Origin of the sequence: Virgibacillus kekensis, from assembly GCF_042654125.1 — a bacterium.
GTDB classification, from domain to species: domain Bacteria; phylum Bacillota; class Bacilli; order Bacillales; family Amphibacillaceae; genus Lentibacillus; species Lentibacillus kekensis.
The window spans coordinates 132,010-155,521 of record NZ_JBHSFU010000003.1 but is presented as its reverse complement, the minus strand read 5'-3'; the positions used below and the strand labels follow the sequence as shown (position 1 = coordinate 155,521).

28 protein-coding genes are annotated in these 23,512 nt (G+C 40.6%); 5 read left to right on the top strand and 23 right to left on the bottom strand.

Features of this window, described 5'->3' with window-relative positions:
- Positions 1-58 precede the first annotated feature (58 nt).
- The 7 genes from ACFO3D_RS02165 to ACFO3D_RS02135 form a co-directional block, all read right to left on the bottom strand.
- Positions 59-2,332: a penicillin-binding protein gene (locus tag ACFO3D_RS02165; RefSeq protein ID WP_390292951.1), complete on the bottom strand. Its 2,274-nt coding sequence runs from the start codon at positions 2,330-2,332 to the stop codon at positions 59-61.
- A gap of 17 nt (positions 2,333-2,349) precedes the next feature.
- Entirely contained in the window at positions 2,350-2,724 is a 375-nt protein-coding gene (ftsL, locus tag ACFO3D_RS02160; protein WP_390292950.1) for a cell division protein FtsL, read from the bottom strand.
- Positions 2,725-3,702, bottom strand: a complete 978-nt coding sequence (rsmH, locus tag ACFO3D_RS02155) for a 16S rRNA (cytosine(1402)-N(4))-methyltransferase RsmH (RefSeq protein ID WP_390292949.1) — start codon at positions 3,700-3,702, stop codon at positions 2,725-2,727.
- Between the two features lie 70 nt (positions 3,703-3,772).
- Complete coding sequence (mraZ, locus tag ACFO3D_RS02150; protein WP_390293399.1) at positions 3,773-4,204, bottom strand: division/cell wall cluster transcriptional repressor MraZ; 432 nt, start codon at positions 4,202-4,204, stop codon at positions 3,773-3,775.
- A gap of 255 nt (positions 4,205-4,459) precedes the next feature.
- Positions 4,460-6,085, bottom strand: coding sequence for a bacillithiol biosynthesis cysteine-adding enzyme BshC (bshC, locus tag ACFO3D_RS02145; protein ID WP_390292948.1), 1,626 nt, complete (start codon positions 6,083-6,085; stop codon positions 4,460-4,462).
- A 93-nt stretch (positions 6,086-6,178) separates the two neighbouring features.
- Entirely contained in the window at positions 6,179-6,562 is a 384-nt protein-coding gene (locus tag ACFO3D_RS02140) for a DUF3397 domain-containing protein (protein ID WP_390292947.1), read from the bottom strand.
- On the bottom strand, positions 6,559-7,443 hold the full coding sequence (locus tag ACFO3D_RS02135) for a 2-dehydropantoate 2-reductase (protein WP_390292946.1): 885 nt from the start codon (positions 7,441-7,443) through the stop codon (positions 6,559-6,561). The genes ACFO3D_RS02140 and ACFO3D_RS02135 overlap by 4 nt, the downstream gene beginning before the upstream one ends.
- Positions 7,444-7,977: 534 nt before the next feature.
- On the opposite strand from ACFO3D_RS02135, the gene ACFO3D_RS02130 reads away from it, so the two are divergent.
- Complete coding sequence (locus ACFO3D_RS02130) at positions 7,978-8,454, top strand: N-acetyltransferase (protein WP_390292945.1); 477 nt, start codon at positions 7,978-7,980, stop codon at positions 8,452-8,454.
- A 172-nt stretch (positions 8,455-8,626) separates the two neighbouring features.
- On the opposite strand, the gene ACFO3D_RS02125 is transcribed toward ACFO3D_RS02130, so the two are convergent.
- The 4 genes from ACFO3D_RS02125 to ACFO3D_RS02110 all read right to left on the bottom strand — a co-directional run bounded on the left by ACFO3D_RS02125 (position 8,627) and on the right by ACFO3D_RS02110 (position 10,827).
- Positions 8,627-9,100: an RsfA family transcriptional regulator gene (locus ACFO3D_RS02125; RefSeq protein ID WP_390292944.1), complete on the bottom strand. Its 474-nt coding sequence runs from the start codon at positions 9,098-9,100 to the stop codon at positions 8,627-8,629.
- 94 nt (positions 9,101-9,194) lie between these two features.
- Positions 9,195-9,962 (bottom strand): enoyl-CoA hydratase/isomerase family protein, encoded by a 768-nt coding sequence (locus ACFO3D_RS02120; protein ID WP_390292943.1) that lies wholly within the window; start codon positions 9,960-9,962, stop codon positions 9,195-9,197.
- Between the two features lie 116 nt (positions 9,963-10,078).
- Positions 10,079-10,252, bottom strand: coding sequence for a 50S ribosomal protein L32 (gene rpmF, locus ACFO3D_RS02115; RefSeq protein ID WP_088050071.1), 174 nt, complete (start codon positions 10,250-10,252; stop codon positions 10,079-10,081).
- Between the two features lie 47 nt (positions 10,253-10,299).
- The gene (locus tag ACFO3D_RS02110; protein ID WP_390292942.1) at positions 10,300-10,827 is read right to left on the bottom strand and encodes a YceD family protein; all 528 of its coding nucleotides are present in this window, start codon (positions 10,825-10,827) and stop codon (positions 10,300-10,302) included.
- Between the two features lie 207 nt (positions 10,828-11,034).
- Here ACFO3D_RS02110 and ACFO3D_RS02105 point away from each other — a divergent pair, with 207 nt between their 5' ends.
- Positions 11,035-12,252, top strand: coding sequence for a nucleotidyltransferase (locus ACFO3D_RS02105; protein WP_390292940.1), 1,218 nt, complete (start codon positions 11,035-11,037; stop codon positions 12,250-12,252).
- 38 nt (positions 12,253-12,290) lie between these two features.
- Here ACFO3D_RS02105 and ACFO3D_RS02100 read toward each other — a convergent pair whose 3' ends face one another.
- Positions 12,291-13,310: a SepM family pheromone-processing serine protease gene (locus tag ACFO3D_RS02100; protein ID WP_390292939.1), complete on the bottom strand. Its 1,020-nt coding sequence runs from the start codon at positions 13,308-13,310 to the stop codon at positions 12,291-12,293.
- A 198-nt stretch (positions 13,311-13,508) separates the two neighbouring features.
- Here ACFO3D_RS02100 and ylbJ point away from each other — a divergent pair, with 198 nt between their 5' ends.
- Entirely contained in the window at positions 13,509-14,720 is a 1,212-nt protein-coding gene (ylbJ, locus tag ACFO3D_RS02095) for a sporulation integral membrane protein YlbJ (RefSeq protein ID WP_390292938.1), read from the top strand.
- 52 nt (positions 14,721-14,772) lie between these two features.
- Here ylbJ and coaD read toward each other — a convergent pair whose 3' ends face one another.
- The 7 genes from coaD to ACFO3D_RS02060 all read right to left on the bottom strand — a co-directional run bounded on the left by coaD (position 14,773) and on the right by ACFO3D_RS02060 (position 18,890).
- Entirely contained in the window at positions 14,773-15,252 is a 480-nt protein-coding gene (gene coaD, locus ACFO3D_RS02090) for a pantetheine-phosphate adenylyltransferase (protein ID WP_390292937.1), read from the bottom strand.
- Positions 15,252-15,821: a 16S rRNA (guanine(966)-N(2))-methyltransferase RsmD gene (rsmD, locus tag ACFO3D_RS02085; protein ID WP_390292936.1), complete on the bottom strand. Its 570-nt coding sequence runs from the start codon at positions 15,819-15,821 to the stop codon at positions 15,252-15,254. Before rsmD ends, coaD begins: the two co-directional genes overlap by 1 nt.
- 397 nt (positions 15,822-16,218) lie before the next feature.
- Positions 16,219-16,494 carry a YlbG family protein gene (locus ACFO3D_RS02080; RefSeq protein ID WP_390292935.1) on the bottom strand — a complete coding sequence of 92 codons (276 nt, stop codon included), beginning with the start codon at positions 16,492-16,494 and terminating at the stop codon, positions 16,219-16,221.
- 67 nt (positions 16,495-16,561) lie between these two features.
- Positions 16,562-17,005: a YlbF/YmcA family competence regulator gene (locus ACFO3D_RS02075; protein WP_390292934.1), complete on the bottom strand. Its 444-nt coding sequence runs from the start codon at positions 17,003-17,005 to the stop codon at positions 16,562-16,564.
- A gap of 58 nt (positions 17,006-17,063) precedes the next feature.
- Positions 17,064-17,297, bottom strand: coding sequence for a YlbE-like family protein (locus ACFO3D_RS02070; RefSeq protein ID WP_390292933.1), 234 nt, complete (start codon positions 17,295-17,297; stop codon positions 17,064-17,066).
- A gap of 10 nt (positions 17,298-17,307) precedes the next feature.
- Complete coding sequence (ylbD, locus tag ACFO3D_RS02065) at positions 17,308-17,703, bottom strand: YlbD family protein (protein WP_390292932.1); 396 nt, start codon at positions 17,701-17,703, stop codon at positions 17,308-17,310.
- A gap of 122 nt (positions 17,704-17,825) precedes the next feature.
- Positions 17,826-18,890: a CAP domain-containing protein gene (locus tag ACFO3D_RS02060; protein WP_390292931.1), complete on the bottom strand. Its 1,065-nt coding sequence runs from the start codon at positions 18,888-18,890 to the stop codon at positions 17,826-17,828.
- Positions 18,891-19,218: 328 nt separating this feature from the next.
- Here ACFO3D_RS02060 and ACFO3D_RS02055 point away from each other — a divergent pair, with 328 nt between their 5' ends.
- Positions 19,219-19,584 (top strand): YugN family protein, encoded by a 366-nt coding sequence (locus ACFO3D_RS02055; RefSeq protein ID WP_390292930.1) that lies wholly within the window; start codon positions 19,219-19,221, stop codon positions 19,582-19,584.
- A gap of 171 nt (positions 19,585-19,755) precedes the next feature.
- Positions 19,756-20,814 carry a sporulation integral membrane protein YtvI gene (gene ytvI / locus ACFO3D_RS02050; protein WP_390292929.1) on the top strand — a complete coding sequence of 353 codons (1,059 nt, stop codon included), beginning with the start codon at positions 19,756-19,758 and terminating at the stop codon, positions 20,812-20,814.
- A gap of 45 nt (positions 20,815-20,859) precedes the next feature.
- On the opposite strand, the gene ACFO3D_RS02045 is transcribed toward ytvI, so the two are convergent.
- The 4 genes from ACFO3D_RS02045 to ACFO3D_RS02030 all read right to left on the bottom strand — a co-directional run bounded on the left by ACFO3D_RS02045 (position 20,860) and on the right by ACFO3D_RS02030 (position 23,511).
- Entirely contained in the window at positions 20,860-21,318 is a 459-nt protein-coding gene (locus ACFO3D_RS02045; protein WP_390292928.1) for a DUF420 domain-containing protein, read from the bottom strand.
- An 84-nt stretch (positions 21,319-21,402) separates the two neighbouring features.
- Positions 21,403-22,311 carry a cytochrome c oxidase assembly factor CtaG gene (gene ctaG, locus ACFO3D_RS02040; RefSeq protein ID WP_390292927.1) on the bottom strand — a complete coding sequence of 303 codons (909 nt, stop codon included), beginning with the start codon at positions 22,309-22,311 and terminating at the stop codon, positions 21,403-21,405.
- A 249-nt stretch (positions 22,312-22,560) separates the two neighbouring features.
- Positions 22,561-22,884, bottom strand: a complete 324-nt coding sequence (ctaF, locus tag ACFO3D_RS02035; protein WP_390292926.1) for a cytochrome c oxidase subunit IVB — start codon at positions 22,882-22,884, stop codon at positions 22,561-22,563.
- A gap of 3 nt (positions 22,885-22,887) precedes the next feature.
- Positions 22,888-23,511, bottom strand: a complete 624-nt coding sequence (locus tag ACFO3D_RS02030) for a cytochrome (ubi)quinol oxidase subunit III (protein WP_390292925.1) — start codon at positions 23,509-23,511, stop codon at positions 22,888-22,890.
- Position 23,512 lies beyond the last annotated feature (1 nt).

The following is a 23,512-nucleotide window of genomic DNA, read 5'->3' as shown; positions in this document are numbered from 1 at the left end:
AGAAAACTGAATAGAACACTGTTTGTCCATGTTAATATTCAACTGTACCTCTTATTATCTATGTCTGTTCTTCTGTATCAGAACCAGATCCCGAATCTTCGCTGGTTTCGGTATCTTCTTCCGTTGTATTGTCATCACTAACAGGGTCTTGCTCCTGCCCTTCCTCCGGTGGTGGTTCCTGTTCAGGCGTTACCCCGGGCGGCGTGAATTCGACCCCTAGATAATCATTTTTCTTGACTGGTGAACCCTCTTTTATACTTTGAGAAAAAGCGTAACCATTTCCGAGAGTCTCCACCTTCAAGTCTAGTAAGCTGGCCAATTCCAATACCTCCCGCATGGACCATCCCGTAATATCCGGCATAACCGGTTTTTCGGTAACAAGCATAACCCTGTCAGTAGGCAGGAGTTTTTCACCTTTTTCCACACTAGCCTTTTGAACAGTAGTTCCGTTTCCGATTACCGTTACATTGATACCTTTTTCAGTTAACGAGCCTTTTACCGCATTCACATCCTGTCCTAGTAGTTCCGGTACAGTTACGGAATCGACAGGTTTAGAAGACTCTTTATCAGGATCAATACTCAGATAATGCAGGCTTTTACTCATTACATTTCTGAACACGAATGAGATTGGCTTGGAACCTGGAGTGTATCCTTCCAGTTCAGGTTGTTTAACGGATACATACATCATAAGCTCAGGATCATCTTTAGGAGCCATCCCCAGAAAAGAGAATATATAATTTTCATGTCCAGTCATATAACCAGGGTTATCCGGATCAGGTATTTGCGCAGTACCAGTCTTTCCGGCAACAGAATAATCCTCTAAAGCGTAGTCGTCCCCTGTACCATATTCAGCCGATACAGCTGAACCTAATAAATCCATCATTTGCTTTGAGGTTTCTTCTGAAATTGGCGTGTCCACTACCTCGGGAGACTTTTTCTTAATGACATCACCTGTGGAGGAATCCACAATCTTAGAAATTACATACGGTTTCATCATTTTTCCGTCATTCGCTATTGCTGTGGCTGCCTTCATCAGCTGAATCGGCGTAGTAGTCGTTCCCTGTCCATATGAAGTGGTCAGTTTTTCGATCGGCCAGTTATACAAAATCTCTCCAACAACCTCACCTGGAAGGTCAATACCTGTTTTTTCATCAAAATCAAAAGCATTCAGGTAATCAAGGAACTTCTCAGGTCCTATTTTCTCCCAGACGAGTTTGGCTGCGGCTACATTGGAGGACCGTGCAAATCCTTCATCATAGGTGATGGAACCCCAATCACCGTCCCAATCATGAATTGGTCGCATTTTTTCGCTTATCCGGTACTTACCTGATTTGAACCACTCATCGCCTTTATAAACCCCTTCTTCCATAGCTGCTGCCCATGTAAACATCTTCATCGTAGAACCAGGTTCAAATGGCGTGGAAATTGCATCATTATACCAATTTTCCACGTTATCCAGGACGTTCGGGTTATAACTTGGCCGGTTACTCATCGCTACCACTTCACCGGTTTTGGGATCCATAACAATGGCGGTCATCCGCTCCGGATTATACTTCTTAAACATCTCCGTCATCGTATCTTCCAGCAGTGTCTGGATTTTCTGATCAATTGTCAGGTAAACATCTTCCCCGTCTTCGGGCTTCTTAATCACCTCATTGGGATTTAGCAATTCCGTATTGTAATTGTCTCGCTCATACGAAATGTGGCCATCTTCCCCGCCCAAAAGCTTATTCATTTCCTTTTCGATACCAGTCTGTCCAACAATCTGCCCTTCCTGTTTACGTGCAAATCCAAGAATATGGGAAGCAAACATGCCATTTGGATAATAGCGGATTGCTTCTTCAGTAAATGTGATGCCTGGCAGATCCAGCGATTCGATTTCTTTCTTTGTTTGTTGGGAAAGTTCCCTTCCAACCTTTCCGAATTCCACCTGAAAGAGGTCCTTTTCAATGCCTTTTTTTATTCGTTCAAGCAAAAACCTTTTCTCGGCATCTAATAAAGGAGCCAACACTTCCGCCGTCTTTTCGGGGTTTTTTACATGCATTGGCTCCTCAGGATTCTGCGTATACGATTCGTCAACTATTGCCTGAACTCGGTACGTAGGACGATTATATGCAAGTGTCATCCCATTGGTATCATATATTTTTCCCCGCTCTGCCTCAAGTGTGTACGAAGCAGTCCGCATTTCCTCGGCCCATTTATCGAGTGAAACGTTATCGATTTCCCCCGTTGCCTGAATGTACAGGAACCTTCCGGCTACAAGTAAAAATATCCCAACAAAGCAAAGAATAAGGACCCAAGACATGAAATGAGTTGTTTTATTTTTCTTCATGACATATCCACCTTATTTTATTGGTTAAATGCTGTAGCCTGTTTCACTTCCGTACTTTGAATTTCCAGTCCGTTTTCTTTAGCAATCCGTGTAATCCGCTCAGGTCTGCTTAATTGTTTTTTCTCATATACGAGGTTTTCATTTTTTACTTCCTGCTGCTGTACTGTCTGCTCAAGTGACTGCAGCTTGCGATTCAGCGTATCGCTTGTTGAAGAGTAAGAAACAACATAAATACATGCCGCTATCAGACATAAACCAATAACAGAGTACAATACTTTTTCGCCTTTTGATATCCAGCTTTTCTTATGAACTTTGACCTTAACCTGCTTTTCCCGTTGAGGGGACTGGGGAGCGTATGATTGTTCCCATTTCCGCGCATGATTTACACTCATTTATTTTTTCCACCCTTCCTCGTATCTGAATTCTTCATTCCATTTCTCTGTTTTTTCAGCCACCCGTAACTTGGCGGACCGTGACCTCCGATTGACATCAAGTTCGTCAGTTGTTGCCACTATCGGTTTTCTGTTTATCAATTTAAATGGTGCTTTATGATCATCTGGTATTACCGGCAGGTTTTTTGGAACCTGCTTTGCTGTACTCCACTTCTTAAACGCTTGTTTACAAAGCCTGTCCTCCAAGGAATGAAAGGTAATAACTACAACTCGCCCACCTACATCGACCATACGTGCAGCCTGATGGAGGGCGTCATTAAAGGCTTCCAGCTCATCATTAACTGCTATCCGCAACGCCTGGAAAATACGTTTAGCCGGATGACCGCCTTTTCTTCTGGCTGGTGCTGGTATTGCATCTTTAATAATTTCGACAAGCTGATGAGTCGTTTCGATTGTAGTTTCCTCCCTGACAGCCTCTATCTTTCTCGCTATCTGTTTGGAAAACTTCTCTTCACCGTATTTAAAGAAAATACGGACGAGCTGGTTGTACGACCATGCATTGACTATTTCATATGCTGTAAGCTCTTGATCTTGATTCATCCGCATATCAAGTTTTGCATCATGCTGATAGCTGAATCCCCTGTCTCCACGGTCGAGTTGCGGTGAAGACACTCCTAGGTCAAAAAGAATTCCATCAATATTGGTATAGTTCCGTTTTGTCAGTTCTTCCTCCAGGTTCCTGAAGTTTGAATGAATAAAAACAATTCGGTCATGGTACTTTTCTAGCCTCTTTTTAGCTGCTTCAAGGGCATCCTTATCCTGGTCGAAGGCAATCAGTAATCCGTTGTTTCCCAATTGGGAAGCAATCTGTTCTGAGTGTCCGCCCCCACCAACTGTACAATCAACATATGTACCGTCAGGCTTAATCGCCAATCCCTCGAGCGTTTCTTCTTTTAATACACTATAGTGGTCAAACATTAATACACCTACTTCTGGAAAATCTGTATCCCCCTGTATGACCAGTTTTCCCTGCTGTTACTCATTAATGTTAAATATCAAAGTCCATTAGATTTTCAGCTATTTCACCAAATGATTCCTCAGAATCTGTGAAATAGTCTTCCCAGTTTTCGTTAGCCCAGAATTCAATCCGGTTTGATACACCGATTACCACGCATTCTTTATCGAGTGATGCATAGTTGCGCAGTGGCTGAGGAATATTTATCCTTCCCTGTTTGTCCACTTCGCATTCAACCGCACCGGAGAAAAAGAACCGTGTAAACGCACGTGCATCTTTCTTAGTGAGTGGGAGTTTCTTCAGCTTTTCCTCAAGAGTTTTCCATTCATCCATCGGATAAGCGAACAAACATTTATCCAGTCCACGGGTTACCACGAAGGCTTCTCCAAGCCCCTCACGGAATTTCGCAGGGACAATGATTCTGCCTTTAGAATCTATATTGTGCTGGAATTCACCCATGAACATATAGTTCGCCCCACTTTCATATTCACATATTACCACATTCCCCCACCATTCACCACTTAATTTTTAAATTTTTTATAGCAAATTAAAAAATGAGGCTATTTATTTATAAACCGGACATATTATCGGTGTTTTTTTACCTATGTAGGAAACACAAAAAAACACTGTCACATCAATGTGCGACAGTGTTTTTCTTTTAATATTACACCCATTCCACCTAAAAAATGAATAAAGTGGGGAGTGGTGGATGGGTTTGACCTAGAAATATACAACGTAGTGGTCCTCTTTAAATGAACAGGGAGAATTCACGAGTTCCCTGATAAAATCAGCACCATATTCGTTGATCCAAATCAGAGGGTTCCATACGCGCTCCTGAAGTCCGTTATTAGGACGCAGGGTGATCCCCACCAGGTTATATTCAGCCAGTTCTTTTCGGTATTTTTCTTTTATTGCCTTTTGTATTCTGTCTTCCAAATACTCAATATCACAATGGAGATAATATAAATTCCTATCAGCTAATTCTCCTAGGTCGGCACGAATATTTCTCGCAACATCCCGCAGAGGCTCATGTACCTTGTCCACAGTCGACTTTATTTCATTTGCAATTTGCTCAACCGGTGGATCATTCTGCGCTGCCAGCCAGTTGGATTTCAGCTGGTCTACCCCAATACTTACCGCACTTTTTGGGTCAATCGCAAATCTGTTAAGTATTTTATCTGCATTTCGGTCAACAAAAGTAAACGAGAGTCTAGGAATAACCGGGGGCATTTTTATACCGGCTGTATGGAACGCCGGCTTTAATGCTGACCAGTATCCTACTTCTCCCGGCCCTCCAATAAATGCGAGCGTGGGAAAAAGAAGATCCTGCATAACAGGTCTTGTTACCACATTGTTACTAAGCAATTCTGGTTTACTTTTAGCAATTTCTGTAAGCTCCTGTTCACTTAATAAAACTTCATTTTGCTTACCAGCCCAACTTCCATCTTCATTACGGACCAGCAGAATACGTTCCTTATTCTTATGGTAAAACAAATGACCATCATTATAATCAACCTCAAGGGAAACAGAATAACCCTTTTGCTTCACCTGCTGTAGCGTTGTATATACACCTTGTGAAATACTGTGCTGATTCTCTATTAAGCCAAGAAAATGGTTACTCTCGATTTTTCGTGCTTCAGGACTACCAGAATCAAACAATACCAGCCCTTCATCTTTAAACAGTTTCAATAATAATCGGGCAAAGAAGTCTACGTAAGTATCAGACAAACTCAAGCAGTTCTTAATTGTCTGGTAAAGATCCTTTGTATATTGACTTTCATTTAACTGTTCAAACAAACTGTCGACCCACTGTTTTGCATATGTTTCATCAACAGGAATATCTGACAAAGGCTGCTTATCCTTCACACGTTGTAACAATTTATATTTCTTCATTGATTCCTTTTCTGGAAGGAAAATATGATTAACCTCATCAAAGTCATGGTCTTCTCCGGCTATCCAGAAAACAGGAATAACAGGGGTGTTTAGCTTTTCTTCCTGCTCTTTCGCAAATTGGATTATCGAAATTATTTTATTTATTGTATACATAGGTCCCGTAAGTAATCCTGCTTGTTGCCCGCCGATCACCACCATGCTATTATCCTTTTCAAGCCGCTCAATATTTAAATATGTAGAATCAGGGGCATCCCATTGTTTATTTAATTTAATAAGAACCTCTACAAGCTCCTCGCGTCCAAAATTCCTGGATTTAAGCTCACTGGCCCGATCTTCATATGTAGACTGAGAATACGGAGCATAATCAAAGTGTTCCATGATACTTTCCCGGTTATTACGATAATCATTTATTAATACATTTTGATTGTCCAGTTTAATTGAGTCGATCCGCATCGATTACATGCTCCTTTACGTAATGACATCTCTCCATTACGTATTGTACATAAAACCATAATCAATTTCATTTAATCTGTTTCCGGTAACCAGCTATATGAAAAATAGCTGTTCAGTTATTCCATAGAACACCAAGAATATATAAAGAAAAGCAAATAAAAGAAAGCTAAACCGCCAGAAAATTTTAAATACATTCTTGAAAATAACCTCTGTATACATCTTCCACTGTAGGATTACAATCGCCGCCAATGTCCCAAGCAGTAGCACCATTACGATTCCCACATAAGAATTGTTAAATACCACTTCAAGCAAGATACAGACCGATATTATATATAAACCTGTTGTCCAATTTACAGCCTTGTGAACAGCTCTCCACCTGCTCTTTGATAGTTTACCGGCAGCGAAATAGACCAAAAGCGTTACAATGACTGGAGCGGTAAGGATAAAACCGATCAAATAGCTAACTAAATTCATCATCTTTGTTTCATAATCCCTTTCTTTTCTTCCATGGCCTTGATGCTATGATAAGCAAAAGATGTGTATGGTATGGAGTATAATTTCCCGCTGAGCAGATATCCGCTTATTGCCTCTATCTCGGTCTGTCTGTTTTCTATTAAGTCCTTTCGCATGGAAGAAATATTATCACGGGTGTTATGGGCAACTTTCCCAATTTTTATCCATTGTTCTTCATGATTGAGCCCCAGAACTTGGGAGGCTTCCTCACATAATTGGAAAGCCAGATTTCGTATATGAAAGTTTGTCATTACTTCCCCATTTTTAATATCAAAAATAGCTGTAAGTGGATTGATTACCGCATTAATAACCAACTTTTCACTTAAAAGCCTCTCCCAGTCCTTAACAAGTTCAACTGGAAAATCTGGAAAGGAAAGCTGAGTGACAATCGTGTTAAGAAGGTTTTCATCAGCTTTATACGCTGCCAGCCTGATTTTGCCTTTACCTGTATGTTTGACTGTATACTCATTCTCCTTGTAAGCACCATGTTCAACAACCCCAAGTAAAACCGGCTGGGAAAATTGCTGAAGCTCTGGGACGTGCCCCATACCATTTTGCAGAAAAACCAATGTTCCCTTAGTGTTGAGCTTGCGAATATTCTTAGCGACAGCCGAAAGGTGCGGCTGCTTTACACAAACTATCAGAAGCTCTTCATCACTTAATTCGTTTAGAAATGCTGATTCGACATGGAAGTTGCTAGTCGCATTGCTCCGAATAATACCATGAGCTTGCAAAGCATTTAACTGTTCTTCCCGTCGTATGTAAATCGTTACGTCATGCTTATCAGCCAAATAGCTTCCAAGCAACAATCCAATTGATCCCCCACCAATAATGCCAATCTTCATAGCTTTCGACCTTCTCTTCTTTTTAGATTCTATGTATTCTATATCCAGCTCTTTAAGTATATTTTCTTTCCATTACCTCTCTGTTGAGATAAACTGCGAAGTATCTAGCTATGTTGATTTCCGCTTCAGGCAGTCGCTTATCCCACTCCGGGTGCAATTCCAACATCTGTTCAAGCTAAAGCTTTCACAGTGTTTCCTTTGCCGCCGGGTACGGCTTCAGCCTCCTCGCGGAAACCCACCGCTGCGGTGTCTTCAGACACGTGCTGTTCCCCCAGGAGTCGACTGCCCTACGTTCCAATCAGACGCCATGTTAGCGAAGTGTATTTCCGGAGCGAAGCTTCGCTGTTATGTCGCAGTTTATAGTTGGATAAAAGCTGTAATCTTTTATTTAAGCAGCAAGAACCCCTACAAAAAGTGGTTATTTTATATGAATTATGTAATTCTCAGTTTCTGTCATTTCAATCTGAATATTTTTATATTATAATAATTATAGGGAAAAACCAAATACTTCTGATGTTAAGGGGGCAAACAACAATGACCACACCTAAAGTAGAGAAGCTGCTAATCAATTATAAAACACTGGAGAAATTCAAGTATTTCAAAGAATACGGAAATCAAGAGCTATCCATGCTAGAGGATTTACAGAATAATATTGTGGAAAATGACAGTGAATCACCTTTTTACGGTATTTATTTTGGCAACAACCTTGTTGCACGTATGAGTCTTTACACGGTGAAAGCCAAGTATGACAAATTCTTTGAGCCACCACAGGATTACCTGGAGTTATGGAAACTCGAAGTCCTGCCCGCTTACAGGGATCAAGGATACGGAAAAGCCTTAGTTGACTTTGCAAAAAGCTATAATCTTCCAATTAAGACTAATCCAAGAATCAATTCACACAGTTTCTGGGAAAAGATGGGATTCCAAAAAGCAAAGTACGATATGGAGAGAGACCTTGGAAACAATCCGCTTATCTGGATGCCAGAAGGAGTAACAGAAAAAGAAGTATAGTAACAACAGAAGCTGAAACACCCGGATCGCTTGTTGAAGCTAGGTTTTGTTAGTAAATTGGACAACAAGCCCAACTACTACTTTACGAAACAGGAATATAAAGATTAAGACATGAATGGGTACATTACTTCATTCATGTCTTTTTTAAGTATTATATATAGTACAATGTCCTTTAGCCTTTTACCCAGTCCCAGAGTTTCCCCATTTCCTTCCATGCTGCTTCATAGCGGTCCAACTTTGCGATCAGTTCCTCATTTTCCTGCTTTAACTGTTTTACTTCTTCTATTTCATTGAGCGGAAATAAAAGCCCTTTTCCTGATGAGGTCTTTTTCATTTTCTCAAGCAACTGGATGGCGGTATCTATTGGGTCACTTTCTTCCACGGTTTCCGGCTCACTTTGACCTGCCAGTTTTTGCCGCCCTCCTTGTTTACGTTCCTCCTTGGCAAGCTCAATTGCCTCCTGGTATTGCTTACGAATGGAGGCATTCCAGCGAAAACCACAGGCAGCCGAAGTTCTTGATAGCTGTTCTGCGACATCTTTAAACGCTTCAAGCTGTGTTTTGCCTTCCCGGATATACCGTAAAACAGTTTCTGCTAGAATAATATCTTCGTCTTTTGTCCAAGCATCCTGACGTGTTGCATTCATAACATCCCTCCTTACACTTTTGCTATCAATGTATGCAAAAGATAGGAGTGATAGAATAAATATGCGATAAATTATTTCGGCAAAACATGCTAATCTATCTTTTTGAGCGGCTTAAAAAATCCTCTACAGCCTTTTTATGGGCAGGTGAATCCCAGAGTGATGCACAATTTCTGACGTCTTCATCCATCAGCGCAGAAAATCCGATAGTTGTCAGTTTCTTTTTATATTGATTCTTTAGGATTTGCATCTGGTGAAGAGACTTAGAGGTATATGGTTCCAGTATTTTTTCCTGGTCATCCCATTCTTGCTCAGATACTATTCTATGTAACCACCCTTTACTTTCTAGAAATGGTGCCTCATAAACTTTCCCTTCCATCAACCATTGTAATGCAAAACTGGTATGAACCTTTTCATATAGTAGGCTGCCACCTCCCCAACCGGGCAAAATCCCTATATTTGACTGAACAAAACCAAACTTAGTTCCTTCCCGCGCGATTCGGATGTCACATGCGGTTGCAATTTCACAGCCCCCTCCCAGTGCATCCCCATTAAGCAGACACAAGGTTGGGACAGGAAATGAAACAATATCATAAAGTACTTCTTTCATTGGATATAGACTTTGGAATGCCTCATCAGGGCTTAAACTCCCATGGAGATGCTTTAAATCCCCACCTGCGCAAAACATCCGTTCGCCTGCCCCAGTTATAATAAGGAAATTGATCGAATCCTGTTTTGCCTGATTCAATGCATCTTTGAACGCTGAAGTCATTTCCTGTGAAATGGCATTTCGCTTTTCAGGACGGTTAATTGTGATTTTTCCGTACCCAGCTTTATTTCTACTGTATTCAACTGTATCCGTCATAATTACCCCTCTTTACCCTGTTTTCTACCTATTATTTATAATACCATACGGATTTTTTAGATTAAAAAAACAGACCACTTCAATGAGTGATCTGTTTACTGAAAGTATTATTACGATTAATTGTTTACAACTTCTTTTCCATCATAATGCCCGCATGATTTGCAAACGTGATGTGGCTTTGTCAGTTCACCACAGTTTGAGCATTCTACCATGCCAGGTACGTGAAGCTTTTTATGGGTACGACGTTGATTTTTAACCTTTTTGGATGTTCTTCTTTTTGGTACTGCCATGACTTACACCTCCTTCAAATACGAAAGCAAAAACAGAATCTACATTCTTATTTCTCTTTCTTATCATCAAGTAAAGACTCCAGTTTTTTCAAACGGGGGTCAATCTTTTTTTCATTTTTTTCTTCTGTGACAAATTCCCAGCCATTACCTTCAAAAGGTGCCTGGCTTGTCGCATTCTCATCATCGGAGAAAACACGAAAAGGAACTTCCAATATAATATTTTCCTTTATATACGGGGTTAAGTCAAGTACTTCTCCGTTGATTGGATGAATTTCGTCTTCATCATCCTCGTCACCCGCATATGGGGAAGTGGAAAACACTTCAACCGCTTCTATTTCAAACGGATACGGCACATCAACCAATGTTCGGGCACATGGCAAAATCATTTTACCATTTATAGTAAAGTTAAATATGATTTCATCTCCCTGATCATTCGCTGTACCATGTACATGAACTGAGCCAATTTCCCGAATATCATTATTCATGGTTTCCAGCTCAGATACATCCGCCTGACCATCGAACTTGTATGGTTCGTGATAGGCTCTTTTTCTGATTTCACCTAACGTAAATTTCATTATAATCACCTCAAGGCAACAAGAGTTATTTTAAAAGGAAAATAAGGTTTTGTCAACATTTTTTCTTTACAGTAAAAAAATATCGAAACTTCTTCATCTTTATAGGTATTATTCCCGTTAGAATTGTACGTAACCTTAAAATTGAATAATGCAGCGGAAAGCGTTTTCTGCTACACTTATTACATTAAATTACTGGGAGTGGAATGTATGGATGCCTGTGGTCTCATTGTGGAGTACAACCCATTTCATAATGGACATGTTTACCATCTACAGCAAGCAAAGAAAGTATCGGGTGCCGACTGTATGATTGCCGTAATGAGCGGATCCTTTCTGCAGCGGGGCGAACCAGCCATAATTGATAAGTTTCATCGTACAAAAGCGGCACTTGCGACCGGAATAGACATTGTGGTTGAACTGCCGTACCCATACGCAGTTCAGAGCAGTGATATGTTTGCCAAAGGCTCGGTTCTTACTTTAAACAGGATTGGTGTCTCATCGATTTGCTTTGGGAGCGAATCGGGAGAAATTTCCCATTTTACCAGAAGTTGCCAAACATTCAGGGATAAAGAAATTATATATAAAGAAACGTTACATAACAATCTTGATGAGGGTATATCTTTTCCTGAAGCAAGCAAGGATGCATATCAGAAAATCGGATTAACTTCTGCTGACATGGATTTGTCAAAACCGAACAACATTTTGGGATTCAGCTACGTTAAAACGATCCTGGACTATAAGTTACCGATCAACCCATTAACCATCAAACGAACTAAGAGTGGCTACCATGACCAGGACATTACAGGGTCGATTGCAAGTGCCACGAGTATACGGAAAAAACTGTTTGCTGCCGGAACTCTAACGGATGAGATAAAATCTGCTTTACCCGAAGAAACGATACACCAGTTGAATACATATCGTACCTCAGCATCTACCTGGCATACATGGGAATACTATTTTGACCTGTTGCAATATAGGGTACTCACTATGCCCGCAGATGTGTTAGCATCCATTCATGGTGTAGACGAGGGATTGGAGCATCGTATCCGGAAAACTGCCCGGGAAGCGACTACATTTCAGGAGTGGATGGAAAAACTCAAGACCAAGCGCTACACTTGGACTCGATTACAGCGCACCTTTGTTCATATCCTTACCAATACCACCAAAAATGATGTAATGTATGCGAAAGACATATCACATGTCCCATATGTACGGCTTCTAGGTATGACCAAAATAGGACAAGCTTATTTAAACAAACAAAAGAAACAAATGGACGTACCGCTGATTTCCGGATTGAACCGTTCCATGGATTCCATGCTCCATCTTGAGGAGCGAGCTTCCAATGCTTATTACAGTATACTGCCACCGAAAAAAAGAAATCTTTTTCACAGGCAGGAGCTTCAGCCTCCAATCATCATCGAAAAATAAACAGCGTGGCGAACATGCGCCACGCTGTTTCTATTATTTTAGCCATCCATACCCTGAAGATATTCAATTGCCTCGTCAAAGGTATCAACCGGAACCACTTTCATGTTCGATCCAATTTCTTCAACGGTCTTTTTAGCCACTTCATAATTGGACCCTTTTGCACCATCTTCATTAGGAGCTAAGAAAATATTGCATCCTTCATCATCAGCCGCAACAACTTTTTTATCTATCCCACCAATACGGGATACGTTTCCGTCATAATCGATTTCTCCTGTTCCGCAAATCTCCTGACCATTTGTCAGGTCACCTTCTGTCAGCTGGTCATAGATCTCGAGCGAAAACATTAGCCCGGCACTTGGGCCGCCTATATTACCACTGGAGAACTTCACCTCCGGCTTAACGCTTACTTCTCTGTCCGTTACCAGCCGAATGCCAATCCCTACCTTATTTTCGAGTTCTTCAAACCGTTCAAGTGTTATTTCTCTGGTAAGCCGCTCACCATCCCGCATAACTTCCAGGGCAATTGTGTCTCCTGCCTGTTTATCTTCCACAAACTGAATAAGATTTTTAGACTCTTTTATCTCTTGACCATTAATACCTGTAATCCGGTCACCAGCCTTTAACTCTCCATCCGCAGGCATTCCTTCAACCACAGCAACAACATAGACACCATTATAATTAATTTTAATGTCCTCTCCCGCTTCTTTGTATGCAACTACTTTAGCTGCCTCCTGTGAACTTTCCATCATCTGCAGTTGGGCATGAAAATACTCGCTCTCTGATACGCCTTCCTGCCTGACTTCACGAAGAGGCAGAACTTCCTGATGAGGCATAGCTTTCGCGAGAACATATTGGATAGGTGTCGCCTGTCCACCCCTAATAGTCACAAGGTGCATATCTCCTTCACTTTCATAGCCGCCCTGTACTTCGACAATCGGGTTAAGGGGGTCAGCTCCTCCGGGTTTATATATATAGTATGGAAGCTGGTATGTTGACAGGAAAAATGCCAAAGCGACAACAATTAATAATGATAGTATATGTTTTTTGTTAAATTGCATCGTAAATCCCCTTTCAGCCTGGGAGCCATCTTCTCTCTGAGTATTAAAAAGTGTATGGCATAATTACATGATGTATGTGCGTATATTGATATAGACTTGTACATTTTGTACACCTTATCGATTAACACAGGCTAGACTCATTCTACTACGATTAAAAATAGAAGTACAGAGTTAGCTCATACTCTAGGGGGCTTCATATTGATCCAGAAATTTAAAACAATCCTGCTTTCAGGTGTCACCGTATTCATTGCTTTCTGTCTAATAAAATATCCCGATCAATCGTTTGAAGCTAGTATCCGTGGCCTTACTATGTGGTGGGAAATTGTATTCCCTTCATTACTGCCTTTTTTTATAACTGCCGAGCTGCTGATCGGATTCGGAGTCGTCAAATTTATAGGTGTCCTTTTTGAACCGATTATGCGTCCATTATTCAATGTGCCCGGATCAGGAAGTTTTGCATGGGCGATGGGAATGGCAAGTGGTTATCCGACAGGCGCAAAAATATCTACTCGTCTGCGGGAGGATGACCAAATTACTCAGATTGAGGCAGAACGCCTAGTATCCTTCACAAACGCCTCAAGCCCTCTCTTTATTTTCGGTGCTGTATCGGTAGGATTCTTTTACGATGTGAAACTGGGTATGTTGCTTGCGTCCTCCCATTATATCGGGAATGCAATTGTAGGGATATGCATGCGGTTCCATGGGACAAGGCAGGAAAAGGACGTAGAAAAAACAACTCGAGAAAAAACTTCCATTATTCAGGCCTTCCGGGAAATGCACCGGGCAAGGATGAATGATACCAGGCCGTTCGGGAAAGTTGTCGGTGATGCGATATTAAACTCGATTCAAACCCTGGTAATGGTTGGCGGATTTATCATTTTGTTTTCAGTAATCACAAAGCTGCTGTTTATAATTGGTGTCTCACCTCTCTTTGCAGCGGGGATAAAAATTATTTTACAAATAATCGGACTGCCAGCCGATCTGGCGATGCCGCTTTTTTCCGGTTTATTCGAAATTACTCAAGGTGCAAAAGCTGTGTCCCAGACAGAAACAAGCAGTCTGCTCGCAAAAATGGTTATTGTCAGCTTTATCCTTGGCTTCAACGGCTTTTCAATTCAGGCTCAGGTCGCAAGCATTATAGCACCAACTGACATCCGTTTCGCGCCTTATTTCTTTGCCCGTATTTTGCACGGAATCATTGCAGGTCTACTTACTGTCATCCTGTATAAACCACTTTATCTCAACCGGACAACATTCAATTTCAACGGGGTGCCGGTTTCAGGCGGAGCACAGGCAGAACCGTGGGTATATATCCTTTATCAATTGAAGGAATTCGGGCCACTAGTTACCCTCCTGTTTCTGTTGCTCGGAGTTTTTATCCTGCTTCGTCGCCATTATACCCGGGGATAATCCACAGAATAAACTAAAAAATGCTGTCCCATTTTGATGGAACAGCATTTTTTCAACTGAACTTTTCATTTAAAGCTCTTTCAACCGTATCCGGAACTAGGTCGGATACGTTAGCCTTATATTTGGCCACTTCTTTTACAATACTGGAGCTTAGGAAGGAATATTGATTATTTGTCATCATGAAAAATGTTTCGATATCTTCATCAAGTTTTCTGTTCATCGAAGTGATTTGCATTTCATATTCGAAGTCACTGACAGCGCGTAAGCCGCGAAGTATAGCACTTGCTTTCTGCTGTCTTGCATAATCAATCAGCAGCCCTTTACTGTCGTCCACTGACACATTCGGTAGATGTTTAGTGGTTTCACGCAGCAGTTCCAACCTCTCTTCCACAGTAAATAATGGGGATTTCGACTGGTTGTTAAACACTGCAACAATCACTTCATCAAAGATTTTCGCACCCCGCTGGATAATATCCAAGTGCCCGAATGTTACCGGATCAAAGCTCCCTGGACAAATTGCTCGCCTGGTCATTAACTATTCCCCCTCTGGTTCTTTCGATAAATAGTGATGCCAATAGTTCCTCCATAATCTTCTTTCTTTACAATAGAAAAATTTTCGTCTTCATCAGGTAGTTTCTCTGCTGGGTCGTGTTCACAGTACAATATACCGTTGTTCTTCAGAAGTTGGAGCTTGTGAATCTCATGAATAAGTTTTTCATAGCTTACCTTACCATATGGAGGGTCAAGCAAAATCAAGTCAAACTGGAGACTTCGTTTTGCTGCTGCTCCGAGCGCCCGAAATGCTTCAGCACGAAAAACTTCTGCATTTTTATCAAGCCTTAATGTTTTAAGGTTATCATAAATAGTATGTATCGCTTTGGGATGCTTATCAACAAAAACTCCATTTTCCATCCCTCTGCTGAGTGCCTCAATACCAAGGGAGCCGCTCCCTGCAAAAAGATCCAGACAGGCACCCCCGTCAAAAAAAGGACCAAGAATCTGAAAAACTGCTTCTTTCACTTTATCTGTGGTTGGCCTGGTTGATTTACCTGGCACCGCTTTCAATTGCCTGCCTTTATGTACCCCCGCTATAACCCGCATGTAACCACCTCAATAACACATATTAATCTTTCAGGAAAAAAAGCGCAAGTATCTAAGAAAAATACAGTAAAAATATGTATATAATTTTTCCACCCGTCCATAATACAATTATGAGACAGCTTAGTTGGTTGTTTCAGAACACGGAGAAGACTTACACTTCCCCATAAGTTCTTCCTCCGGTTTCTCCTCTCCCTTTGCCTTTTTGTTTTCTAACAGGAAAACAAAGGGACCTGCAGAGTTATTTCTGCAGGTTTTTTTATGTTCTGCAGACGTTATTAGACAGGACAAAATTTCTCTCCACCGCAGTCTTCTCAACAAATTTTATCACTGAATAAACTTACTCACCAACTAAAGCGCTAAAAATAAAACCTTTATGGTGGCAATGCATCCATAAAGGTTAAATTCCCATTTTATAATCGTACTGTTTTGCCTTATCGGGCTTGGCATTTTCAAAATCAGTCCGAATAAACGGTTTATAAGATCGATCCACTTTCGTCACAAACGAAAGCTTCAGCAATTTAGTTTCAATGCTTTCCAAATCTTCCTGGTTCACATATATAACTGCATACTTGAGTTCGCGGGACGCATAGAGCAAATGCCCATGTCGCTTAATCTGTTTTAGATTTTTCATATGTTGAAACCAGACAATCAGGCCTTGACGTTTCGTTCTCATCGGCATATCCTCTCTAACATCATGTTTCTGATAAGTTTATCAGAATATGCCGCATTCTTCAATATATTTAGGAAGCCTTACAGCCGCATCCACTGCTACCACTTCCGCAGCCACAGCCGCCATCTGTTAACGCTGCACCATCTTTAGGGGCCTTAATATCATCACTGACACTTTTAGCCACATATTCACTAATCTCATCCAATAACTTCTGAAGGTTGCGCTCAGCAATTTTAAATGCGGCAACCTTATCATTCATGTCCATTTCACGCTTAGCTGCACGAACCTTTTTCATAATATCGCTGTAATCCGGGTGGTAGCGTCCAAAGCGCTGAACATCCTCGTAGTGAACCTTTATATCTTTAAACGCCATTATAAGCCGTTGAGCTTCTTCATCTTCATTTAATGCCCTTAAGGACTTTTGGTAACTCTCCATTATGTCCGACTTTAAAACCATCCGACTGACTAATTCTGAATGGTCAAGTATGTCTGCATATTCCATTGTTCCTATCATTATTTCACCCCCAATTATATTTTATCATTTAATTCAGGGTATGAAAATGTTATTGTACTTAATCTTTCATCGACCCGGCAACTTGAAGCAGCATACTGACCATCTGAATTTTCCCGCTTAACTTCTCTGCCTGCTGCGGAATAGTTTTTCCATAAAACTTCTTTGCCTCTTTTCCTATCTCAACTATCCTGCCTGGATCTCTGGACAAATAGCGGTACCATTCAGGATTGTGACGCACAAAATTGATTAATTCCGGGTGTTTGGTAAGATATCTGTACGTGGTTTGATGCATACTATCACCTCTAATCCTTGAACCAGTTATCTTGATGATACGGTCTCCTGAATGTCTGTTGTGGTTTGTCAGACTGGAATTGGCCTAAAAGCTCCTGTACGGTAGTAATAGCACTGTTTAAATTTCCAACCTGCGACTGCACTTTATCCAGATCAATACTCTCTGAAAGTTTAACCAGCTGATTAAGCAACTCTTTCTGTCCCCCGCCTTTACTCCGTGATTTTCCATTTCCATTTTGCTTCTTGTACTTCTCCCAAAATGAATCGTCTTCTCCAAGCAGTACCCACTTTTCGTAATACTCCTGCCAGCTTCTTCCGCTTTTCCTCACTTCCTCCACCAGTTTTGGGTGTCTATTCATGAAGGCCTTGAACTCTCTTACACTTGGATGGAGTTTATCATCGCTCAATACTATCCCTCCTTTAGAAGTCTTTCTGCTAGTTATTTTATGTAGGGAAAACACACACTGTGCCGTGTATTGATTCAACAAAAAAAGCATACCCGGTAAGCTTTTTCCAGGTATGCATTCAATTACTGTATTTTTAAGAAATTCTGAGTGTAGTAAAATCGGTAAACCCCTACACCAAGGTGTGTGTAATCGTCTTTGAGAAGAGCTTCACGGTGACCTTTACTATTCAGCCAGCCATGCATCGCTGAAGGTGCATCCGGATATTGAGCGGCAATATTCTCACCAGCAGACCGATAGAAAACTTCCTCCGCCGCTAGCCGTTCTTTTAAGCCATCCCCGTCAAGTCCATAATGCGAAAAATAATTATTCTGTGCCATATCTTTGCTGTGCAAATATGCAACATTACTTACCGTTTCATCCCATTTCAGCGCAGGTTTTCCGTGGTTGAAACGTATTATATTAGTAATATCAAAAATCTGCTGTTCCATATCAGCTTCTATTTTATTCCATTCCTTATCAGAGAAAGATGGCTTTTCAGGAAGGCTTCCACGATATTCCATTCCGTACGGTCGATGCAACAACAGGATGTCACCGGATAAAACCCTGACTGAGGAAAGTTTTCCGGTAAACGAATCAAAATATAACTGAATGAAATAATTGTCCGTTATTTTCACCAGTGGACGTGAACGTAATTCCTCATCTTTCAGTTTGAATGTGTACGAGGATAACCCTTCACTGTACGTGACTTCATTTGTAAAAGAAAAATTTTCTTTTAGTGAATCATAGCTCTGACCGATTTGAATTGGCTCCAGTGATAGTTCGTCACCAATTGCATAAATTGAAGCTATTTTATTATCTTTGACCCCAAACTGAATGTACTGCCCTTCACTTTGTGTATAGACTAACCATTGATAACCATAGGGGCTTTCATATTCTTTTGCAGGTTTCCCATAAACCGCTGACAGTTCTTTAACAGGCTTTCCTATCCACCGGTACAAATCCCCTTCCAATGGGATAATAGATCGCTTCGCGGGCATTGCCTTGGTTTTGAGGACATTTTTCTTTTCCTCCACGACAGTGTTGATATTCTGAACAGCCTGTTCAGGTGTCAGATCATTCTTTTCCAGAAAATAAAAACCGCTTATAACAACCAGCAATAGTAATGCCAACAGTCTACTCAGCCGCATATTTGATGCTCCTTCTATTTGTTCTTTTATCTAACTATATGAACAAATCTCTCATTCCATGCTCTATTATTTAAATTAATATAAAATAACTATTAGTTCGATTATCCAATTATACAATATAAAACCCCGCTCAGATACCAATTCATTTAAATATTGATGCTCTATTTTTCATGGATGATGGTAATAGAAATAAGGTTTTAAATCTACTTTATGGTCTCTGCATAATTCAATTTTAAACAGACTTGGGATGCTTCCTCCCTTTTGATTGCAAGTTAAACTGATTCGTACTATTATTATTGTGTGAGGAAAATTATGTGAGGTGGATTAAATGAGAATAGACAATACGGGTATTGAGGATTCTATCGTTGATGTAAAACCATTGGACCACTTGCTGGGTAAACATGCTTTTATCCGCGGAGGACAGTGGGATTATGAACGTGTAACATACGATTACAGAATTGATTCCAAAGAGAAGAATGTTACATATTACATACGGATTCAGGGATATGCTATCGAAGGAGATGTGGATCGGGGTAATGCTGTCATTAAACTGGCTACACCATTACTCGGTAAACATTACTATCCGCATGGAGTTGAATACGGCGAAGGGGAAAATTTCCCTAAGAACCTTGTGGAGCGCGCATCCAAGATTCTCGCCGGTGTAAAGGAAGAAATCGAACAATATAAGAAATAACGTTTATCAGAAAACCAGCGGCCCTCCAGCAACCCGGCCACTGGTTTTTTTATTAATTGATTAGTGACAGGACAGGCAATATGCACTGTTCATAGTTGGAAATTAGTGCTATATTTTATATATACATACTGAACTCTGAACCGTTCAAGCGAAAGGGGTCATCCGATTACATTGTTTCGATCTATTACAAAGCGTCAATGGACAATAATTTTCTTAATCATTTTTCTGATTTTGTTGTTTTATTTTATCGTTCCTATTTCTGTGCCATTAATAGTAGCACTGGTGACCGCCTTGATGCTCAATCCGCTGATAAGACTCTTGCAGCGAAAAATTAAGATTAGCAGGAAGAATGCCGTAATTATTGTCTTTCTTCTGTTTCTTGTGGTCATAGGTTTGGCTGGCTCGTTTATTGTCACCAAGGCCGCAACGCAGGTTGTTACCTTTGTCGAAGATGTGCCATCCCATTTCAATCAGTTAAATAGTGCCTATAAGGATTGGGAAAATGACTTTGAAAAGTATACGCAAAACCTTCCAGAAGAATTTTATGGGCAGATTACACAAAGTATAGAGGATCAGCTGAATACATTAAGTACAGCAATTAAAGAAAAGATCACAATTGATAGGATTGCGCAGATATTCGCTGAGATACCTCAATACCTGATCAGTTTTCTTGTCTATCTGATTGCCCTGTTCCTGTTTATGCTGGAAATACCGTTACTGAAAGCAAAGCTGTACAATTTGATGACCAAAGAGACTGCTGAAAAGGTAAGTTTTATGAACAACCGACTTTCAAATGTTGTGCTGGGTTTTCTTAAGGCTCAATTTCTGGTTAGTGTCGTTATCTTTCTGGTTTCGTTGATAGGTTTATTTCTGATCATCCCGGATGTGGCCATCATTATGGCAATGGTTATATGGTTGGTTGATTTTATTCCGTTAATAGGATCAATCATTATTCTGGGGCCGTGGGCAGTGTTTATGTTCTTTGCAGGTGAGACCGCTCTTGGAATACAGCTTTCAATTCTCGCCATTATTCTGCTTGCGATAAGAAGAACAGTTGAACCTAAAGTTATGGGGCATCACATAGGCCTTTCCCCACTCGCCACATTGATAGCAATGTTCCTGGGAGTAAAGTTGTTTGGGATAATCGGTTTCGTTCTTGGACCGCTTATTCTCATTGCCTTTAACTCAGCAAGGGAAGCAGAAATAATTAAATGGAATGTAAAAATATAAAAAGTGCAGGCGTAATTAAATCGCCTGCACTTTTTATATGAATCTCTAACCTCCGAGGATTGCCTTTAGCATACTGGTGGTCTGTCCGCCCTCGTATATAATATATAGTAACAAATAGACCATCACTCCAGTTAAGGCACTGAAAAACCAGATGACACTCGTTACAGGACCAATTTTCCGGTGAACCCTGATTCTTCGCTTTAGTCCTAATGTGAGCGTGACGACACCAAAGATGGCCCCTGTCGTCGCGAGAAAGATATGAAAAATGAGAAATATGGTGTAATACACTTCAATCTCTTCAGGCCCTCCAAAGCTGGTATTTCCAATAAAGACCGTCCTAGACACATAGATAATGAAAAATATTAGGGCACTGATAGCTGCAGATATCATTGTTCGCTTATGAGCTCGAGCGTTACCCTTCATTATAAATCTCCATCCAAATGCTACGAGCACTGCACTGACTACTATAAAAAAGGTACTAATAGTTGGTAAAATTGGTGGCATATTGATGTAATTCCTTTCTCTAGCAAAATTAAAGTGAAACAAAAACACGGATTTTAAACTATGTTTTCGTTTCACTTTTCTTATTTAATACTGTTCGCTTTGATTTCCTGCCGGTATTGGGTCAACGCGAAGGCTTTCCCGGTTAAACCAGCTGAAGAAAATTCTAGCCAAAATGAAACCGTAAGTGACCTCCTGCGTAAGTTTCATAATGATACCGCCTAATTGTTGGTCCTCCAAAGTTGTCATTGGACTGAACATCTCTGGACCAGAAATGGAATAAGTAAGCCCCTGAAGCACATCGTTCGGCACACATAAAGCCAATGCTTGCATCCATTCACCACTCTCTGAGTACGTGGCATATAATGGCACATCAGAAAAAATTATCAGAACACACGCGGGGGTTATGAGTACTCCATTCGCAAAAATATAAAATATCTTACCGAGTGGCGGCATTCTGTCAAACTTCTTTATTGGTGTGAGGATTGGCCACCATACAATAAAGGCTGCAAACAGGATAACTAATGAAATTGACGTATGAGCAACCTGTGAAGACTTGGCAAAATTAAAGACTTCCGGTAGATGATAAAGCGAAAACAAGGTATTAAACAATAATAGAGAAATCAGCGGTTTTGAAAGAAACATGAGAGCAGGTTCAACTACTGGCCTCAAGACAACCTTTTCCCAGAACCATTTCGGCAACCCTTTAATAATCAGAATTGGGAAAATAAGAAAATACACTGCCATCTGAATCATATGGGTTGTCAGCATAATATGTGTCAGCAAATCAATCGGAGATCCTTTGACAGCGTACAGTAGAACTAACGCTGTATAGAAAGTAATTTGCTGCTTTTTCGACGGTCTGTCTCCACCTCCAAATTTATGCCGGTATGGTCCAGTAATAAGGAAATATAATATAGCAAGACCCAATACAAATAAAAAGAAGTATGGGCTCCATAATGCTCGAAAACCAAAAATCTGTAACTCCAGCCACATAACTAGTTCACTCCATAAAACGTTGTTATCTTTCATTATAACGTATTTGCTATTGAATCACATAATCCCAATGTGACAAATTTTAAACAAAAGCCAAATTCATATCTGTTCTTTCCGAAGACTGTGCTTAATGACGTGGACCCATTCACAGGACATGGGCATTCCTAGCCGAGGACCCTAGCAGTCAACGGCCTTCCAGTAAAATAGTAAAAGACCGGGAATTTTATCCCGGTCTTTTACACGTACCATTTACCACCAGACTAGCAGCATCAACCCTACAATCGTTAAGATTGCTGCCCATATACCTCCGTAAATCATTAAAGCAGGCGTCTCATGGCCTTTATCTTTCATATGCATAAAGTAATAGAACTGAAACGCAACCTGTATCACTGCAAGAACAAGGATGACAGGTATAAGAAACATCTTCTCCATTGTTCCAGTTGCCACGATTACAAATGCAATAATGGTAAATAAAATCATTAATGCGAAAGTAATCAGCTGTTTTTGCATTTCAATTTTATTCTTACGTTTCTGAAATGAATTAATCTCTTTGGAATTAGTGTTGTCAGCCATTTATTACCCCACCTTTCCCATTAAGTATACAACGGTGAAGATAAACACCCATACTACATCAATAAAGTGCCAGTACAAGCTGAAAACGTAAAATTTCGGTGCATTGTATAAATTCAAGCCACGTTTAGCATTACGTACCATTAATGCAATCAGCCAAAGGAGGCCGAAAGTTACGTGCCCACCGTGAAAGCCTACGAGTGTATAGAACGCAGAGCCAAGGGCAGATGAACGGAATGTAAAATCGTACTCATGAATATAATGCGTGAACTCATAAATTTCACAACCGAGAAATGAGAAGCCTAAAAGTGCAGTGATACCAAGCCATAGCTGCATCTTTTTAAAGTTGTTATTCTTCATATGATACATTGCATAAACACTTGTCAGTGAACTGGTCAGCAATAGAATCGTCATGATAAATACCAATTCCAGTCCAAACAAGTCGTTTGTGGAAGGGCCCCCGGCGGTTGAGTTTCTCAACGCCAGGTAAGTTCCAAACAAACATGCAAACAATACGGTTTCACCGCCAAGGAAAAACCAGAAGCCTAAAAACTTATTTTTACCTTCAAGGGTGGCTTTCTCAGGTTCATGTGGCATCGTTTCAGGATTTAAGGAATGATCATGACTCATA

Coding starts and splice junctions, on each gene's coding strand:
- ACFO3D_RS02165 (WP_390292951.1), bottom strand. CDS start 2,332: ATGAAGAAAAATAAAACAACTCATTTCATGTCTTGGGTCCTTATTCTT.
- ftsL (WP_390292950.1), bottom strand. CDS start 2,724: ATGAGTGTAAATCATGCGCGGAAATGGGAACAATCATACGCTCCCCAG.
- rsmH (WP_390292949.1), bottom strand. CDS start 3,702: ATGTTTGACCACTATAGTGTATTAAAAGAAGAAACGCTCGAGGGATTG.
- mraZ (WP_390293399.1), bottom strand. CDS start 4,204: ATGTTCATGGGTGAATTCCAGCACAATATAGATTCTAAAGGCAGAATC.
- bshC (WP_390292948.1), bottom strand. CDS start 6,085: ATGCGGATCGACTCAATTAAACTGGACAATCAAAATGTATTAATAAAT.
- ACFO3D_RS02140 (WP_390292947.1), bottom strand. CDS start 6,562: ATGATGAATTTAGTTAGCTATTTGATCGGTTTTATCCTTACCGCTCCA.
- ACFO3D_RS02135 (WP_390292946.1), bottom strand. CDS start 7,443: ATGAAGATTGGCATTATTGGTGGGGGATCAATTGGATTGTTGCTTGGA.
- ACFO3D_RS02130 (WP_390292945.1), top strand. CDS start 7,978: ATGACCACACCTAAAGTAGAGAAGCTGCTAATCAATTATAAAACACTG.
- ACFO3D_RS02125 (WP_390292944.1), bottom strand. CDS start 9,100: ATGAATGCAACACGTCAGGATGCTTGGACAAAAGACGAAGATATTATT.
- ACFO3D_RS02120 (WP_390292943.1), bottom strand. CDS start 9,962: ATGACGGATACAGTTGAATACAGTAGAAATAAAGCTGGGTACGGAAAA.
- rpmF (WP_088050071.1), bottom strand. CDS start 10,252: ATGGCAGTACCAAAAAGAAGAACATCCAAAAAGGTTAAAAATCAACGT.
- ACFO3D_RS02110 (WP_390292942.1), bottom strand. CDS start 10,827: ATGAAATTTACGTTAGGTGAAATCAGAAAAAGAGCCTATCACGAACCA.
- ACFO3D_RS02105 (WP_390292940.1), top strand. CDS start 11,035: ATGGATGCCTGTGGTCTCATTGTGGAGTACAACCCATTTCATAATGGA.
- ACFO3D_RS02100 (WP_390292939.1), bottom strand. CDS start 13,310: ATGCAATTTAACAAAAAACATATACTATCATTATTAATTGTTGTCGCT.
- coaD (WP_390292937.1), bottom strand. CDS start 15,252: ATGACCAGGCGAGCAATTTGTCCAGGGAGCTTTGATCCGGTAACATTC.
- rsmD (WP_390292936.1), bottom strand. CDS start 15,821: ATGCGGGTTATAGCGGGGGTACATAAAGGCAGGCAATTGAAAGCGGTG.
- ACFO3D_RS02080 (WP_390292935.1), bottom strand. CDS start 16,494: ATGAGAACGAAACGTCAAGGCCTGATTGTCTGGTTTCAACATATGAAA.
- ACFO3D_RS02075 (WP_390292934.1), bottom strand. CDS start 17,005: ATGATAGGAACAATGGAATATGCAGACATACTTGACCATTCAGAATTA.
- ACFO3D_RS02070 (WP_390292933.1), bottom strand. CDS start 17,297: ATGCATCAAACCACGTACAGATATCTTACCAAACACCCGGAATTAATC.
- ACFO3D_RS02060 (WP_390292931.1), bottom strand. CDS start 18,890: ATGCGGCTGAGTAGACTGTTGGCATTACTATTGCTGGTTGTTATAAGC.
- ACFO3D_RS02055 (WP_390292930.1), top strand. CDS start 19,219: ATGAGAATAGACAATACGGGTATTGAGGATTCTATCGTTGATGTAAAA.
- ACFO3D_RS02045 (WP_390292928.1), bottom strand. CDS start 21,318: ATGCCACCAATTTTACCAACTATTAGTACCTTTTTTATAGTAGTCAGT.
- ctaG (WP_390292927.1), bottom strand. CDS start 22,311: ATGTGGCTGGAGTTACAGATTTTTGGTTTTCGAGCATTATGGAGCCCA.
- ctaF (WP_390292926.1), bottom strand. CDS start 22,884: ATGGCTGACAACACTAATTCCAAAGAGATTAATTCATTTCAGAAACGT.
- ACFO3D_RS02030 (WP_390292925.1), bottom strand. CDS start 23,511: ATGAGTCATGATCATTCCTTAAATCCTGAAACGATGCCACATGAACCT.